Source organism: Methylobacterium organophilum, assembly GCF_022533465.1.
GTDB lineage: Bacteria > Pseudomonadota > Alphaproteobacteria > Rhizobiales > Beijerinckiaceae > Methylobacterium > Methylobacterium organophilum.
This window is the reverse complement of record NZ_CP092848.1, coordinates 4,913,305-4,928,309: the sequence shown is the minus strand read 5'-3', so window position 1 is coordinate 4,928,309 and position 15,005 is coordinate 4,913,305. Positions and strand designations below refer to the sequence as shown.

Below are 15,005 nucleotides of genomic sequence, written 5' to 3'. Positions count from 1 at the left end.
ACCATGCACCGTCCGAATGCGCAGGTGCGGCGCCTCCTCGCGCCGCTGGCAGGCCTCTTCCTCGCCGTCGCGCTCGCGATCTTCGGCGCGGCGAGCCCGGCGCGGGCGCAATTGCAGTTGCGCATCGGCGGCGGCGCCTTCCAGCCGATGCCGATCGCCGTCACGGATTTCGCCGGCGACCCGAGCCTCGGCTCCCTGGTCTCCAGCGTGGTGACGAACAACCTGCGCCGCTCGGGCTATTTCACGCCGCTGGAGAAGGCCCGCTTCCCCGAGAACCCGAATTTCGACGCCGCACCGAATTTCGAGCGCTGGCGTGAGGCCGGCGTGCAGGGCCTCGTCACCGGCCGGGTCGGCCGCGACGGCGGCGGGCGGCTCAAGGTCGAGTTCCGCCTCTGGGACGTGACCTCCGGCCAGCAGATCACCGGCCAGCAATACGGCACCGACACCGCCAATGCCCGGCGCACCGGCCACCTGATCTCCGACGCGGTCTACACCAAGATCACCGGCCTCGGCCCCTGGTTCGACAGCCGCGTCGCCTTCGTCGACGAATCCGGCCCCAAGGAGAACCGCCGCAAGCGCCTGATGGTGATGGACCAGGACGGCGCCAACGTGCGCGCGCTCACGAGCGGCGACACCGCCATCGTCGCCCCGCGCTACTCTCCGGCCGGCCAGGACATCGCCTTCATGGCCCAGGCCACCGGCCACCAGCCCCGGGTCCAGATGATCGACCTCGAGACCGGCAGCCGCCAAGTCGTCGGCAATTTCAACTCGATGAGCGCGAGCCCGCGCTTCTCGCCGGATGGCCGCCGCCTCGTGCTCAGCGTGCAGCAGGGCGGCAATGCCGACATCGTCACCGTGGACCTCGCCTCGAAGGCGCAGACCCCGATCACCCAGGGGCTCGCGATCGACACCTCGCCCGCCTACTCGCCGGACGGCAGCCAGATCGTGTTCGAATCCGACCGCGGCGGCTCGCAGCAGATCTACGTGATGAACGCGGACGGCTCGAACGCCCGGCGCATCTCCTTCGGCGAGGGCTCGGCCTCCCAGCCGGCCTGGTCGCCGCGGGGCGACCTGATCGCCTTCACCCGCCAGCGCAAGGGCGGCTTCGCCATCTGCGTGATGAAGCCGGACGGCTCGGGCGAGCGCGTGCTCACCGAGGGCTTCCACAACGAGAGCCCGACCTTCGCGCCGAACGGCCAGTACGTGATGTTCTTCCGCGATCCCGGCGGCCAGGGCGGCGGCAAGCTCTACATGGTCGACATCACCGGTCGTGTGGAGCAGCCGATCCCGACCCCCTCCTATGCCTCCGATCCGACCTGGTCGCCCCTGCTGGGCGGCCGCTGAGGCCGGGCGGCAGGCACAGGCGAGCCTTACATTGGAAAAAGAAGTATTTGCCTGAGAGGTTTTGCCAAACTCTCCCTGTCCGCCGAAGCCATCGAGAGGATTTTTAAGACACGTTTGCCGTCATATTTTGTTCCTCCGCAGAACGCGCCGTGGAGAAAAGTTGACTGTCGTGCAATCTTGTTGACACGGCGAGCGCAGAACCGCGATGCGTCGGGACGTATCCTGATGCATCGCAGATCTGCCTACGCCGTCGTCAGGAATAGGTTCACGGCAGGATGCCCCGGTTTTTTTTCGACATCGAAGACGGCGTCTTCGTCCGCGACGAGGAAGGACTCGAGCTCGATGGGCAGGACGCCATCCGGCGTGAGGCTGCCAAGGCCATTACCGCGATCGCCAGCGACGCCGCTCAGGGCGGCGCGTTCCCGACATTGGTGCTGACGGTGCGCGATATGGCGGACCAGACGGTGCTGCGGGTGCGCCTGGTCTGCTCGATCGAGGATCTGTGATCTCCGGTTTCCCGAATCCGATCCCCGACCCTCCGGAGCGCGCCGGCCCGACGGCGCGGCGCCTCCGACCAGCCTGCCTGTAAAGCCCTTTTCACACCGCCTCACGACCGCGCGGCAGGCCAGGTCCCCGGTGTCCCCACGAAACGGAGCCGATTCTGGAACTCCGAGCCGCGCCCTCTCGTAAAACCCCCTGCGACCCCTGGCTTCGCATCGCGGGAGAGACGGCGCTGATGAAGGAAGACGGCCTCGGCGAATCACTGGAAGCCCTGCGCACCACGCTTCAGGCCTCGGGGGTGGTCGGGACATGGGAATGGTCCGTCCCGGACAATCACGTGCTGCTCGATCGGAACGCGGCCGAGCTCCTGGCCGGCGACCCCGGCCTGGCACAGCAGGCCCTCACGGTGGATCGCGCCAAGGCTCTCGTGCACCCCGCGGATCGGGTGGTGCTGTTCCAGAAGATGCGGGAGGTCGGCCGCGACGGCGGGCCGATCGTGGTGGAGCACCGCGTCGTCGGCGCCGATGGGGGCATCCGCCGGATCCTCAGCCGGGGCCATATCGCCCCGGAGCCCGGCGGCGGCTCCATGCGCGGCCGCGGAATCCTCATCGACGTCACGGCGTGCCGCACCTCGCTGAAAGCGATTGCCCCGGTGAGCGGCGAGGCCGCGGATCCGCTGCACCGGATCATCGACCATTGCCTGGCCGCCCGCGGGCTTCTGGATGGGGCGACGCGCTCCCACATCCGGCTGCTGCTCGACATGGCCCTCCTGGAATGCGGCCAGGAACTGGCCCGGCGGGGCGGGCCTTTCGAGAGCCATTGAGAGACGCCGTCGGGCCGCGCCCAGCCGGCTCACGTGACCCCGGTCGGGCCGTCGAGGACGCGGCGGACGCGCCGGACGAGATCCATGCGGCGATAGGGCTTGTTGATCAGCTCGAACTCGCTGCCGCCGGCATCGGTCCGCTCCAGGGACGCCTCCGCATAGCCCGTCGTCAGCAGCACCTTGATGCGGGGATGCCGCTCGCGGGCGGCGCGGGCCAGCATCACCCCGTTCATGCCGCCGGGCATGATCAGGTCGGAGAACAGCAGGTCGACGCGCCGGTCGCCCTCCAGAACCGCGATCGCCTCGCGGGCATTCCTGGCCATCAGGATCGCGTAGCCGAAATCCTCCAGGATCATCCGCGCCGTCTCGGCCACCTCGCCGCGGTCGTCCACGATCAGGATCGTTTCCGTGCCGCTGCGGTCGCTCGCCCGCGGCCCGGGCTGCTGGTCCGGCTGCACCTCGCTGTCGGTCGCCGGGAAGAGCAGCCGCACGCGGGTGCCGCGCCCGACCTCGGAGCTGATGCGCACCGCGCCGCCCGATTGCTTGGCGAATCCGTAGACGGTGGCGAGGCCGAGGCCCGTGCCCTTGCCCTCCTCCTTGGTGGTGAAGAACGGCTCCATCACCCGGGCGAGCACCTCCGGCGGCATGCCGGTGCCGGTATCGGTGACGCAGATCACCGCGTAGCGGCCGGGATTGATCGTCTGGAACAGATCCTCCTCGCTGTGCTCCACGACGAGGTTCTGGGTGGCGATGGTGACGACGCCGCCATGGGGCATGGCGTCCCGGGCATTGATCAGGACGTTGAGCAGGGCGACCTCGGCCTGAGTCGGGTCGAGGCGGATGTTCCACAGATCCGCGGCGAGGTCGCGCTGCAGCTCGACATCGTCGCCGAGCGTGCGGCCGGCGAGCTCGCTCATGCTCTCGACGAGGGCGTTGAGGTTGATCGCCCGGCCCTCCAGCCGCTGCTTGCGCGAGAAGGCGAGGAGCTGGTGCGTCAGCTTCGAGGCGCGGTCCGTCGCACCGCGGATCGCGTCGGCGGCGCGGGCGAGGCGGCCGACATCGTAGCGCTCGCTCGCGGCCAGCGCCGTCAGGATGTCGGCATAGCCGCCGATCACCTGGAGCAGGTTGTTGAAGTCGTGGGCGATGCCCCCGGTGAGCTGGCCCAGGGACTCCATCTTCTGCGCCTGATGCAGCGCATCCTCGGCGTCGCGGCGGCGGGACACGTCGAGCTGGGAGCCGAAGAAGTAAACGAGGTTGCCGTTCTTGTCGTAGACGGGGCTGACGAACAGGGCGTTCCAGAAGCTGGTGCCGTCCTTGCGGTAGTTCAGGATCTCGGTCGCGATCTCCTTGCGCGCCTGGATCGCGCGGCGGACCTCCGCGAGCGTGGCCTGGTCCGTCTCCGGCCCCTGCAGGAACCGGCAATTGCGCCCGACCAGCTCCTCGACCGTATAGCCGGTCATGCGCAGGAAGGCGTTGTTGGCGAAGATGATCGGGTTGTCCGGCTGGTAGGGATCGGTGACGATCATCGGCATCCGCGTCGTCTCGACGGCGGCGAAGAAGATGTCGGCGTGCCTGTCCTTCAGCGGTTTGGGGCCGGTTCCGGTGACGGTGGGAATCCTGGTCGGGGGCTCTGACATGCGGTGCGATCGCGGCCTTCGGGACGGCCGCGCAGCGGACCGCGCCGAGCCCGTTCCCCGGCCGGAACGACGCTCAGAGGAACGCAGGCGAGCCTCGGGGACAAGTCGGCACCCTCCGGGAAACCGGACCGTGCCGCCGGCCTCGGCCGGCGCAGGCCCGCAAAGGCCTGCTGCTCCCAATCCGCCGAAGGCGGAACGGTTCCTCCGCCGACCGGCCATCCACAGCTACGGAACCATCCTGGCCGGCCAGACCAATTTTCTTCAAGCCTGTCTTTAAAAGACTTCGCGAGCGGAAAATTCGATTTATGGTAGGGCTCCAAGACGGTCGACGCTCGGGCCTTCCCTGTGAGCGACGCTGAGCTTTGAGTCATGAATTCATTGTCCAAGCGTCACCGTCACGCCCGCTTTGTCACAGGCAGAGGCGGACTCGGGATTGCGGGCCGAGGCCCGGTCGGCGACCACGACTTCCGACGCTCAGGCGAAACGTGCATCGTGCACGGCCTGTGACGAGCGGAGGCGGGTGGAGGAAAACGCAGCCATGAAGAAGAACAAGGTCATCACGGCCGACGAGGCGATCGCGCTCATCCGCGAGAACGACGTCGTCACGACGACGGGCTTCGTCCAGAGCTGCATCCCGGAGGCTTTGCACGCCGCCCTGGAGAAGCGCTTCGTCGAGACCGGCAGCCCCCGGGGCCTGACTCTCATCATGACCGCCGGCGCGGGCGACAGCAAAGGCCTCGGCACCGGCCGCCTCCACCATGACGGGCTGCTCTCCCGGGTCATCGCCGCCAATTTCGGGCGCATGCCCAAGGTCGCCCAGGCCGCGCAGAACAACCAGATCCGCGGCTACAACCTGCCCCAGGGCGTCATCTCCCAGCTCTACCGCGCCTGCGCCGCCGGCCAGCCGGGCCTGTTCTCGAAGGTGGGCCTCAAGACCTATGTCGACCCGCGCCACGGCGGAGCCAAGGTCAACGAGGTGACGAAAGAGGACATCGTCAAGCTCGTCGAGGTCGATGGCGAGGAGTGGCTGTTCTACACCGCCACCAAGATCGACGTGGCCTTCATCCGCGCCACCTCCGCCGACCCGTCGGGCAACCTCTCTTTCGAGAAGGAGGCGCTGACGCTGGACTGCCTCGCCCAGGCCATGGCCGCCCGCAACAACGGCGGCATCGTCATCGCCCAGGTCGAGCGCATCGTCGACGACGGCTACCTGCTGCCCAAGGACGTGCGCGTTCCCGGCATCCTCGTCGACTGCGTGGTCGTCGCCGAGCCGGAGATGCACCGGATGAATTACGGCGTGATGTACGACGCCGCCCTCGCCGGCGAGATCCGGGTGCCGGTCACCGGCATCAAGCGGATGGCGCTCAACGAGCGCAAGATCATCGCCCGCCGCGCCGCCTTCGAGCTGCCGCCGAACGGCGTGGTCAATCTCGGCGTCGGCGCGCCGGAGGGCATCTCCTCCGTCGCCAACGAGGAGAAGATCACCCCCTACATCACCCTGACCACGGAGGCCGGGGCGGTCGGCGGGGTGCTGGCCTCGGGGTCGAGCTTCGGCGCGGCGACGAATGCCGACTGCATCATCGACCAGAACCAGATGTTCGACTTCTACGACGGCGGCGGCCTCGACATGACCTGCCTCGGCATGGCCGAGTGCGACGAGGCCGGCAACGTCAACACCTCGAAGTTCGGCGGCAAGCTGAACGGCTGCGGCGGCTTCATCAACATCTCGCAGAACGCCCGCACGGTGGTCTTCGCCGGCACCTTCACCGCGGGCGGCCTGGAGATCGCCGTCCAGGACGGGCAGGTGAAGATCGTCACCGAGGGCAAGGCGCGCAAGTTCGTCACCCAGGTGCAGCAGAACACCTTCTCGGGGCCCTACGCCGTCGAGCGCTCGCAGCCGGTGATCTACGTGACCGAGCGCTGCGTCTTCCAGCTCACCCGGGAGGGGCTGGAGTTGATCGAGGTGGCGCCGGGCATCGACATCGAGCGCGACATCCTCGCCCATATGGACTTCAAGCCGATCGTGCGGAACCCGGTGCCGATGGATGCGCGCATCTTCCGCGACGAGCCGATGGACCTGATCTCCGACCTGCTCAACCTCGATCTGAAGTCCCGCGTCAGCTACGACGGGGAGCGCAACATCCTCTTCATCAACCTGGAAGGCTGGTATTGCCGGGTGAAGAGCGACATGGACGAGCTGCGCATGACCATCGTCGAGGCCTGCCGCAAGGCCGGCCAGCGGGTCAACGCCGTGATCAACCACGACGGCTTCCGGCTCAACGAGAACCTTTACGACGATTATGCCGGGATGGTTCAGTATCTCCAGGCGAACTACTACGCGACGACCACCCGCTACGCGACCAGCGCCTTCCTCCGCCTGAAGATGGAGGAGGCCCTGACCAACCGCGGCGTCGCTCCCCACGTCTTCGAGCGCAAGGAGGAGGCCCAGGCCTTCCTCGGCACCAACGAGGACAAGAAGGCCCGCAAGATGATCTCCCCGGCGGTGGCCTCGGCGGCCTGAGACGCCGGGTCTCGTTGCCGACCGGAAGAGCCCTCGCCCCTCGCAGGCGGGGGCTCTTTCCGTTCCGGAGCGGGGCAGGGGAGGGCGCACCGGAGGACTCGCATGTCTTGCGCGCACTCCAACTATCCCCCAATCTTGGGGGTGAGTTGGAGCGCGGCATGCCTGAGACCTGGACCATCGCCCAAGCCGCCCTGATCGTCGAGAAGCCGGTGGCCGTGCTTCAAAAAGTCGTCGAGCGGGCACCCGTCAGGCCGAAGATGGTCGAGCGCGGCGGCCGGCGCATCCGTGCCTTCGATCTGCACGATCTGGTGTTCCTGCAGGCGCTGGACACCCTGAAGCGTGACCTCACGCCCCTCAAGCAGGCCGAGGTCTACGAGGCTCTGGCCCACCTGCCTCCTGAGAGCCCCCTGCGCGACGTGGAGGCGGGCGATCTCCGCTACGATTTCGGCCCTTATCTCCGCTCGATCCGCTCCAGGATTGACGAGACGAACCGGCTTCTCGCGCTGATCGACGCGAGCGGGCGGGAACCGGTCGTCAAGGGCACCTCCATCGAGGCCTACCGCCTTGCGGCTCTCTTCGACGGCATGTCCCTCGGCGAGATCCTGCGCGACTATCCCTCGCTCACGGAGGAACAGTTCCGCGCCGCCAAGGCCTACGCGGACAGCCATCCCAAGCCGGGGCGCCCCTATCCGACCGTCACCGCCAAGAAGGCGCTACGGAATGCGCGAGCCGCCGACGACGAGGCCTTCCTGCCGTCCCGCGGATGATCCGCTATCTCCTCGACACGGACGTCGTCAGCCAGGCCGGCAAAGCGCCGCCGAACGTCGCCGTGACGGCTTGGCTCGATTCGGTGGACGACCACGCCCTCGCCATCGGCGGCGTCACCCTGCGCGAGCGCTGGGAGGGCGCCGAAAAAGCCCGGCAGGCGGGAGCCCCCCAGGCCGCCGCCATCGCAGCCGACGTGGAGCGCATGGCCGCGGCTTTTCGCGGGCGGATCCTCCCGGTCGATGCGCGCGTCACCCGCTATTGGGCGGCGCTCCTGGTGCCGGACCAGTCGCGGGCCGACGACAAGTGTCAGGTCGCCATCGCTTCCGTCGTCGGCCTGACGCTGGTCTCGCTCAATTGGCGGCACGTGCAGGGTCTGGGCGTGCCCGTTCTCAACCCCGGCCGAAGGCCCGCCAAGCTCTATCCCGCGTGACCGCTTCCTCTCCTAGGCCAGCAGCCGGAAGGCGATGAGCGTCATGTCGTCCCGGCGCTCCTCCTCGCCGCGATAGGCGGCCAGCGCCGTCTCCACGGCCTCGACCTGGGCCGAGAGGGGCGCGTCCTGGTGGTCCTCCAGGATCGCGGTCACGCCTCGGTGGCCGAGGAGGCGGGCCGGGGCGGAGGGAAGGGACCGGCCCATCTGGTCGGTGATGCCGTCGGTCATCAGGTAGAAGGTCGCGCCCGGCTCCAGCGGGATCGCGAGGTCCGCATGCACCGCGGCCTCGCGCCCGTCGCGGGGATAGCCCAGCCCCCGGCGGTCGCCGCGCCAGCGCGTCACCGCGCCGCCGGCGATGCGGGTCAGGGCGAGGCCGGCGCCGGCGAAGTGCAGGACGCCTGCCGCGCGGTCGATCACGCAGATCCCGCAATCGAGCCCGTCGTCGGAATCGGCGCCGCGCCCGTCCTGGCGCAGCTGCGTGCGCACCATCGTGTCGAGGCCGGCCAGCAGCTCGGCGGGCGAGCGCAGGCCGCGCTCGTGCAGCAGCCGGTCGAGGGCGGTCGCCACGATCAGGGTGAGGAAGGCGCCGGGCACGCCGTGTCCGGTGCAATCGGCCACGAGCACGATGCTCTTGCCGTCGATGTCCTCCAGCCAGAAATAGTCGCCGCCGACGAGGTGCAGCGGCTCGTAGAGAACGGCGAGTTCCACGCCGCTCCCGGCGAGCGCCGTGCGCTCGGGCAGCACCGAGCTCTGGATGCGCTTGGCGTAGCCGATGCTCTCCATCACCTGGCGGTTGGCCTCGCCGAGCTCGGCATGGGCCGCTTCCAGCTGCTGGAGCAGGCGCTTGGCCTCGGTACCGGTGCGCAGGCCCTCGACCATGTTGTTGAAGGCGGTGGAGATCGCGTCGATCTCGTTGCTCGGGCGCAGGTTGCCGCCGAGATCGACCGTCGCCCAGCGCTGGTGCTCGACCTCCCGCATCGCCACGAGCAGCCGCTTGAGCGGCGCGATGACGTGGCGGGCAACGGTGTGGTGGAGCGTCACCACGAAGGCCAGCATCAGGATCAGGCTGGTGCCGAGCGCCAGCAGCGCCTGCTGCTGGGCATGGCGCTCGAGGGCCTTGGCGGAAACGGTGACGGACAGGCTGCCGGCGGGCTCGCCGCTGCCGGGCAGGGTCAGGTCGGTGACGACCTGGATCAGCTGCCAGGCCTGCTCCCGGGGCGGCTGGCCGACGCTCGCGACGACATGCCCCTCCGCGTTGCGCAGGACGGCGTAGCGAAGGTCCGGATCGAGGCCGAGCGCCTGGATCTGCGGTCGGTAGATCTCGGGGTTGCGGTCCCAGCCCGGCCGGGCGATGGCGGTGGCGGTCAGGGCCGCGACCAGATTGGCGCGATCGGCGTATTGGTGGTGCCCGTCGCGATAGTTCGTCCAGGCGATGCCGATCTGCGTCAGCAGCACCGCCACGGCGATCACCGGGTAGATCCGCAGGAACAGGGTATGGGCGAGGCTGTCGAGGTTGCGCCCGCGGGCGGCGCCGCGCAGCGCCCCCGGCTTCATGATCTGCGCGACCTCCTCCGTCCGCGCCTCGACGTCCTTGAAGCCGAGCCCGTCCAGGAAATCGCCGCCCCGCCGCGGCCCGGCGCCGCGTAGGGCGCCCCCGCGGGGAACGGCCGAGCCGGAGGCCTCGCTCATGGCTCTTCCTCCGGAGCGCCGGTGTCCTGGGCGACGCAGACGCGATCCCGGCCGCCCGCCTTGGCCGCGTAGAGCGCCGCATCCGCCCGGCGCATCAGAAGGCCGAGGCTCTCCCCGGAGCGGGAGACCGCGAGCCCGATGCTGACCGAAATCGTGAGGGACTCCTCCTCGCTCTCGACCGGGGTCGCCGCCACGGCCCGCCGCAGGTCCTCGGCGAAGGCGAGGCCGTCCGCCGCCGTCATGTCCTCGAGCAGGATCGCGAATTCCTCGCCGCCCATCCGGCCGAAGGCGTGCGCCCCGCGCAGGGCCTCGCGGCAGGTCTGGGCGAAGGTGACGAGCGCGGCATCGCCCGTGGCGTGGCCGTAGCTGTCGTTGATCTTCTTGAAGCGGTCGAGGTCGAGCATCAGCAGGCAGGCCGGCCGGCCCTCGCGGCCATGGCGCCGAAGCTCCTGCTCGCAATGCTGGGTGAAGCGACGGCGGCTGAAGGCGCCGGTGAGATGGTCGGTCTCGGCGAGGCGCCGCATCTCGGCTTCGAGCCGCTTGCGGTGCTCGATCTCGGTCGAGAGGGCCTCGTTGAGCATCTGAAGGTCGCGCTGCTGGTCGGCGAGCCACTGGTTGGCGCGCTGCAGGTCCGACTGCATGCGGTCGCTCATGCGCACGATCTGGCGCTGCTCGCGGTAGCCCCGGCGATAGGCCTCGGCGAGGTCGCGCACGCCGGCCGCCACCTCCGCGAGGCGGGCCAGCATGTCGTCGGTGCGGGCGAGGACCGCCTCCTCGTTGTCGAACAGGCTGAAGGCATCGCTGTCGACCTTGGCGGCCAGGGTGGAGCGCCTACCCATGGGACTGCTCCAGCTTCACCAGCTCGAAATGCGCGTGCTCGAAATCGGCGGCGAAATCCTCGCCCGCCTCCTCGATCGACTCGTCGCCCTCGGCATAGAGCCAGCGCACCGTCACCGGGCGCCCATCGGCGGCCGCGTCCTCCAGCGCCATGAACAGGTTCATCAGCGCCTTGGCGCTCGACGAGTTGAAATAGGCGAGCTCCACCGTGAGGGTCACCGGTTCGAGCTCGTCCGCCTCCAGGAAGGCGCGCAGGGCCTGGAGCAGCGGGCCGAAGAAGGCGGCCGCATCCTCCGGGTAGGATTCCCCGCGCAGCAGCAGCGTGCCGTTCGGGAAATCGAAATCGACGAGCGGCGAGCGGTTGGTCGCAGCCTTCTCGATGCGGTCCATCGGAAAGACTCCTCAGATATAGGCTTTGAGGCAGAACAGGCTCTTGCCCGGGCCCAGTGCCTCGAAGCCGTACTTGACGGGGGCGCTGGAGCGCCGGGCGATCTCGATCAGCCCGATGCTGCCGCCGAGGCTGCCCTCGTCCGGGGGCTGACGCAGCTTCTCGCGATAGAACTTCTTCAGCTCCTCGCTCGAGAGGCCGGCGATGTGGTCGAGGCGGGCGCGCAGGGCCTCGACCTCCTCCGCACCGACCTCGTTGGCGCAGATGACGAAGAAGCGCCCCTCCTCGGTGCCGACGGCGATCATGCCGCTCGACACCATGCCGGCGCTGCTGGAGGTGTCGGGGCAGACCTTGGCCGCGGAATAGCGGATCACGTTCTGCGCCTGCTCGACGAAGATCGAGAACACCTTCTTGGCCACCGTCGCGTCGGTCTCCTCCTGCTGCATGCGCAGCTTGAGCACCTCGCCGAGGGAGAACAGCAGGCCCTCGGAGAAATCGCCGCCGAAGGAGAGGATCAGGCCGTTGCGCTTCGCGGCCTCATGGAACGACATGAACTCCTGGGCGAGCACGACAGCCTCCGGCGGGATCGACGACACAACGCGACCGTGCACCGTCACGCCGGGCCTTCCCGGGCGGACGGCGCCCCGTCACGCGGCCGGACCGCCACTCTCGGGCGACTCGACCCGACCGAAGCTCTAGCAAGGCGATCATTCACAAGACGTTACGAACGCCGTCGATCACGGTTTCCTGATCTTGCGCAGGGCGTCGCGACCTGGATGAAAGAAGATCTTATTTGCGCAATCCGCACAATTTTTGGTCATTAATTTGCGTCAATAAAAGGTCAGGCGAAGCTTTTGCGCGGGTCGAAGGCATCGCGCACCGCCTCGCCGGCGAAGACGAGCAGACTCAGCATCGCCGCGACCACGAAGAAGCCGGTGAGGCCGAGCCAGGGCGCGTTGATATTGTCCTTGCCCTGGGCGAGCAGCTCGCCGAGCGAGGCCGAGCCCGGCGGCAGGCCGAAGCCGAGGAAGTCGAGCGAGGTCAGGGTCGTGATCGAGCCGTTCAGGATGAAGGGCAGGAAGGTCAGGGTCGCCACCATGGCGTTGGGCAGGAGGTGACGCGCCATGATGCGCACGTTCGAGAGGCCGAGCGCCCGGGCGGCGCGGACATATTCGAAATTGCGCGCCCGCAGGAATTCCGCCCGCACCACGCCGACCAGGGCGGTCCAGGCGAACAGGGTCAGGATGGCGAGCAGGGTGAAGAAGCTCGGCACCAGGAAGGCCGACATGATGATGATCAGGTAGAGCGTCGGAATCGCGCTCCAGATCTCGATCACCCGCTGGAAGATCAGGTCCGTCCAGCCGCCGAAATAGCCCTGCACCGCCCCCGCGATCACGCCGATCACCGAGGAGATCAGCGCCAGGATGAGGCCGAACAGCACCGAGATGCGGAAGCCGTAGATGATGCGCGCCAGAACGTCGCGGGAGGCGTTGTCGGTGCCGAGCCAGTGCCACTCGATGTCCCGGCAGCCGAGTTCGCGCCCCGTCGCCTTGACCCCCGCCCGCTCGGCCACGGGCCGGCACTGGGCGTCGTCGAGCGCCCAGGTCGGCGGAGAGGGCGCCGGGGTCGGCATGTCGCTCATGAAGGTGTTGTAGGAATAGGGGATCGGCGGCCAGAGCGCCCAGCCGTTCTCGGCGATCTCCTTGCGGATCTCCGGCTGCCGGTAGTCGGTCCGGGCCAGGAAGCCGCCGAACTTCTCCTCCGGATAATCGACGAGGACCGGGACCAGCCACTCGCCCTTGTACTGGAGCAGGATCGGCCGGTCGTTGGCGATGACCTCGGCGAACAGGCTCGAGACGAACAGCAGGGCGAAGATCACCGCCGACCAGGAGCCCCGGCGATTCGCCCAGAAGTTGTCGAGCCGGCGCCGGGTCAGGGGCGAGAGCCGGCTGCGCGTGGCCGTCGGCAGGGGCTGCATCGGGGGGGCGTTGCCCGGCGCCGTCACCGGCACGGCATCGGGCTCGGGGCGCGCAACCTCGTTCATCGGCCCGCCGCCCCTTCGTTCATGCCAAACCTGTTCAGTCGATGCGGACCGCCGTGCCCTCGATCTCGCTCGGGCGAAGGCCGCCCTTGCGCTCCAGGTGCCGGCGCAGCAGCCGGACGTTGCGGCGGTTGGCCTTGAAGGCGGCGTCGAGCAGGTCGCCCGCCAGGGGCACCGCACCGACCGCTCCGTCGAAGGCCACGTTGGCCATCATCCGGGCGACCAGCCAGCGCGGGGCGCCCAGGCGCCGCGCCTCGTAGACGATGTAGGAGGCGATCGCCATCCCGGCGATGTCGCCGATCACCGGCACGAGGCCGATCAACGCGTCGACGCCGACCCGGCGGTTCGTGCCGGGGATCAGGAAGACGGAATCCATCACGAAGGCGAGCTGCTCCAGGCGCTGCAGGCTCGCTTCCGGGCCGGTGTCGGTGAAGCGGCGCAGATCGGCCGCGCCGAAAGGCTCGCGCTGGAACGAGCCGGGGTCGAAGCTGGTGCGGGACGCGCTCATGCGGGAGGATGTGGCCCCGCCCATCCCCCTCGGCAAGGACGCCCCCGCCAACGGGCCGCGCCGCCGGCATCACACCGCCCGGCCCAGGGGGGCGAGGCGCGCGAGCGCCGCGTCGAGGGTGGCGTCGCTCTTGGCGAAGCAGAAGCGGACGAGGTTGCGCACGTTTCCCTGCGCGTAGAAGGCGCTGACGGGGATGGCGGCGACGCCCCGCTCCCGCACCAGCCGCTGGCAGAAGCCGACATCGTCGGGCGCGCCGATATCGACATTCAGGAAGTAGGTGGCGGCGGAGGGCAGCACGGTCAGCCCGAGCCCGGAGAGGCCCGCGGCCAGCCGGTCGCGGGAGCGGGCGAAGCCGGCCCGCATCTCCCGGAAATAGGCCTCGTCCTTGGCGAGCCCGTAGGCCACCGCCTCCTGGAGGTTGGGGGGCGTCGTGAAGGTGATGAACTGATGGGCCCGGGCGAGCACGCGCAGAACTGGCTCGTCCGCCATCACGAAGCCGACCTTCCAGCCGGTCAGCGAGAAGATCTTGCCCGCCGAGCCGACCTTCACCGTGCGCTCCCGCATGCCCGGGAAGCCCATGAGCGGGCGGTGGCGCGCCCCGTCGAAGACCACGTGCTCCCAGACCTCGTCGCACAGGGCGAAGGCGTCGAAGCGGCGGCAAAACTCCGCCAGCAGCGCCAGGTCCTCGTCCGGGAACAGGGTCGCGCTCGGGTTGAGCGGATTGTTGAGGATGACGAGCTTCGTCCGCTCGGAGAAGACGGCGGCGAGCGCCGCCGCCTCGATGCGGAAATGCGGCGGCTGCAGGGTGACGAAGCGGGGCACGCCCCCGGCCCGGCGGACCAGGGGGAGGTAGGCGTCGTACATCGGCTCGAACAGCACCACCTCGTCGCCGGGCGCGACCAGGGCGAGGATCGCCCCGGCCAGGGCCTCGGTCGCGCCGGAGGTCACCATCACCTCCCGCGCGGGATCGAGGTCGAGGCCCTGGAAGCGGGCGTAATGGGCGGCGATGCCCTCGCGCAGGGCCGGCAGCCCCATCATCGGCGGGTACTGGTTGTTGCCGCGGATCAGGGCCTCGGCACCCCGCGCCCGCACGTCCTCCGGTCCGGGATCGTCCGGGAAGCCCTGGCCGAGATTGATCGCCCCGTGCTCGCGGGCGAGCTGCGACATGACGTCGAAGATGGTGGTGGGCAGGGCGGCGAAGACAGGATTCATGCCGGTCGGGTCGTGCCTCTCGCGCCGCGTCCGGGGCACGCACCCCGGCATATCGGACAGGGTTCGCGCTCTACCATGCGGGAAAACACGCGCAAAACGTGCGCCCGCGCACATCCAGAACCGGGCGGGTCCATCCGCGGCCCGGACGGGATGATTTCGACGGCTGACGATTGTTGACACTCGTCAGCCCTCGTCTAAATCTCAACCCACGGTCGGACCGGCCACCGCGCGAAGGGAACTCCGCCCCCTCGTTCCCGACGTGCGGCGCGCCGGTCCGATCGTCTCCCAGAAGGCCGCCGCGCGACA

Annotated in this window: 14 protein-coding genes; 6 read left to right on the top strand and 8 right to left on the bottom strand. The window is 69.1% G+C overall.

Going from position 1 to position 15,005, the window contains the following annotated elements; all coding sequences use genetic code 11:
- Positions 1-3 precede the first annotated feature (3 nt).
- The 3 genes from tolB (at position 4) to MMB17_RS23265 (ending at position 2,668) form a co-directional block, all read left to right on the top strand.
- Complete coding sequence (gene tolB, locus MMB17_RS23275; protein WP_238314851.1) at positions 4-1,344, top strand: Tol-Pal system beta propeller repeat protein TolB; 1,341 nt, start codon at positions 4-6, stop codon at positions 1,342-1,344.
- A 275-nt stretch (positions 1,345-1,619) separates the two neighbouring features.
- A complete protein-coding gene (locus MMB17_RS23270; RefSeq protein ID WP_238314738.1) occupies positions 1,620-1,850 on the top strand; it encodes a DUF6894 family protein in 231 nt (76 codons plus the stop codon).
- Positions 1,851-2,080: 230 nt separating this feature from the next.
- On the top strand, positions 2,081-2,668 hold the full coding sequence (locus MMB17_RS23265; RefSeq protein WP_241100438.1) for a PAS domain-containing protein: 588 nt from the start codon (positions 2,081-2,083) through the stop codon (positions 2,666-2,668).
- A gap of 29 nt (positions 2,669-2,697) precedes the next feature.
- Here the strand turns inward: MMB17_RS23265 and MMB17_RS23260 are convergent, their stop codons facing one another.
- Positions 2,698-4,305: a hybrid sensor histidine kinase/response regulator gene (locus MMB17_RS23260; RefSeq protein WP_241100437.1), complete on the bottom strand. Its 1,608-nt coding sequence runs from the start codon at positions 4,303-4,305 to the stop codon at positions 2,698-2,700.
- Between the two features lie 538 nt (positions 4,306-4,843).
- Between MMB17_RS23260 and MMB17_RS23255 the strand changes: the two genes are divergently transcribed.
- The 3 genes from MMB17_RS23255 to MMB17_RS23245 all read left to right on the top strand — a co-directional run bounded on the left by MMB17_RS23255 (position 4,844) and on the right by MMB17_RS23245 (position 8,024).
- Positions 4,844-6,826 (top strand): acyl CoA:acetate/3-ketoacid CoA transferase, encoded by a 1,983-nt coding sequence (locus MMB17_RS23255; protein WP_238314745.1) that lies wholly within the window; start codon positions 4,844-4,846, stop codon positions 6,824-6,826.
- A gap of 158 nt (positions 6,827-6,984) precedes the next feature.
- Positions 6,985-7,593 (top strand): DUF433 domain-containing protein, encoded by a 609-nt coding sequence (locus MMB17_RS23250; protein WP_241100436.1) that lies wholly within the window; start codon positions 6,985-6,987, stop codon positions 7,591-7,593.
- Positions 7,590-8,024: a PIN domain-containing protein gene (locus MMB17_RS23245; RefSeq protein ID WP_241100435.1), complete on the top strand. Its 435-nt coding sequence runs from the start codon at positions 7,590-7,592 to the stop codon at positions 8,022-8,024. Before MMB17_RS23250 ends, MMB17_RS23245 begins: the two co-directional genes overlap by 4 nt.
- Positions 8,025-8,036: 12 nt before the next feature.
- On the opposite strand, the gene MMB17_RS23240 is transcribed toward MMB17_RS23245, so the two are convergent.
- From MMB17_RS23240 to MMB17_RS23210, 7 genes are all read right to left on the bottom strand, one after another.
- The gene (locus MMB17_RS23240; protein ID WP_241100434.1) at positions 8,037-9,713 is read right to left on the bottom strand and encodes a PP2C family protein-serine/threonine phosphatase; all 1,677 of its coding nucleotides are present in this window, start codon (positions 9,711-9,713) and stop codon (positions 8,037-8,039) included.
- Positions 9,710-10,552: a GGDEF domain-containing protein gene (locus MMB17_RS23235; RefSeq protein WP_241100433.1), complete on the bottom strand. Its 843-nt coding sequence runs from the start codon at positions 10,550-10,552 to the stop codon at positions 9,710-9,712. Before MMB17_RS23235 ends, MMB17_RS23240 begins: the two co-directional genes overlap by 4 nt.
- Entirely contained in the window at positions 10,545-10,940 is a 396-nt protein-coding gene (locus tag MMB17_RS23230) for a DUF1987 domain-containing protein (RefSeq protein ID WP_238314755.1), read from the bottom strand. Before MMB17_RS23230 ends, MMB17_RS23235 begins: the two co-directional genes overlap by 8 nt.
- A 12-nt stretch (positions 10,941-10,952) precedes the next feature.
- Complete coding sequence (locus MMB17_RS23225) at positions 10,953-11,507, bottom strand: SiaB family protein kinase (RefSeq protein ID WP_241100432.1); 555 nt, start codon at positions 11,505-11,507, stop codon at positions 10,953-10,955.
- 272 nt (positions 11,508-11,779) lie between these two features.
- Entirely contained in the window at positions 11,780-12,982 is a 1,203-nt protein-coding gene (locus MMB17_RS23220) for an ABC transporter permease (protein WP_238314775.1), read from the bottom strand.
- Positions 12,983-13,016: 34 nt separating this feature from the next.
- Entirely contained in the window at positions 13,017-13,487 is a 471-nt protein-coding gene (locus MMB17_RS23215; protein ID WP_238314777.1) for a DUF4112 domain-containing protein, read from the bottom strand.
- 69 nt (positions 13,488-13,556) lie between these two features.
- On the bottom strand, positions 13,557-14,699 hold the full coding sequence (locus tag MMB17_RS23210) for an aminotransferase (protein WP_241100431.1): 1,143 nt from the start codon (positions 14,697-14,699) through the stop codon (positions 13,557-13,559).
- Between the last annotated feature and the right edge of the window lie 306 nt (positions 14,700-15,005).